The organism is Clostridium sp. AF22-10 (assembly GCF_003478725.1).
GTDB lineage: Bacteria > Bacillota > Clostridia > Lachnospirales > Lachnospiraceae > Otoolea > Otoolea fessa.
In genome coordinates, this window is the sequence record NZ_QUFZ01000082.1 from 1 (window position 1) to 583 (window position 583).

The window sequence follows — 583 nt, forward strand, 5'->3', positions numbered from 1 at the left end:
GCATCCGTATTGATTCCTAAATCAACGCTGCATATCACCTGCTCTTTTACATCTGTTTTTGATAAGCTTACTTCCTCTGTGTATGAAAACCGAAGGAAATATTTATGATGTTTCCTTTCCAAAGTAGGGGCAGATGCCTTTTTACCACTCCATTTTTTTCGCAGATATTCCATATCGGTATGAAGTAATTTTACTTGAAACCACTTCCACTCTCGCCCATCAAACAGCTTTAAATGTGCCGCATCTTCTCCCGGTTCTGCTTCCTTATACATGACATCCCGATAAAATACCGGCATCGCATGATTCTCACAGACCAGCTTCGGTTTTCCTCTCAGTTCTCCCTTTTCCCACAAACTAAGGCGTGTCTGATAGGAGGACACGGCTCCAAGTGCGTGTTGAATCGCCGCTCTTCTCAGATAAGATGGCATCTTAGGGAAATGACGGTCAAACAGAAATCTGGCATGATTCTTTTTTGTCTCATGTACCAGATGTTCCGCTTCATTAAAGCGTTTTTGTGGATTTCTGATTTCTGAAAGTTCTTCCCAGGTCTCTGCATACACCGGAATCAGATAGGAAACTGCCT

Annotated in this window: 1 pseudogene; it reads right to left on the bottom strand. The window is 42.7% G+C overall.

The window, feature by feature from the left end:
- A pseudogene (locus tag DWX91_RS16350) lies at positions 1 to 583 on the bottom strand (IS200/IS605 family accessory protein TnpB-related protein); the annotation flags it as partial.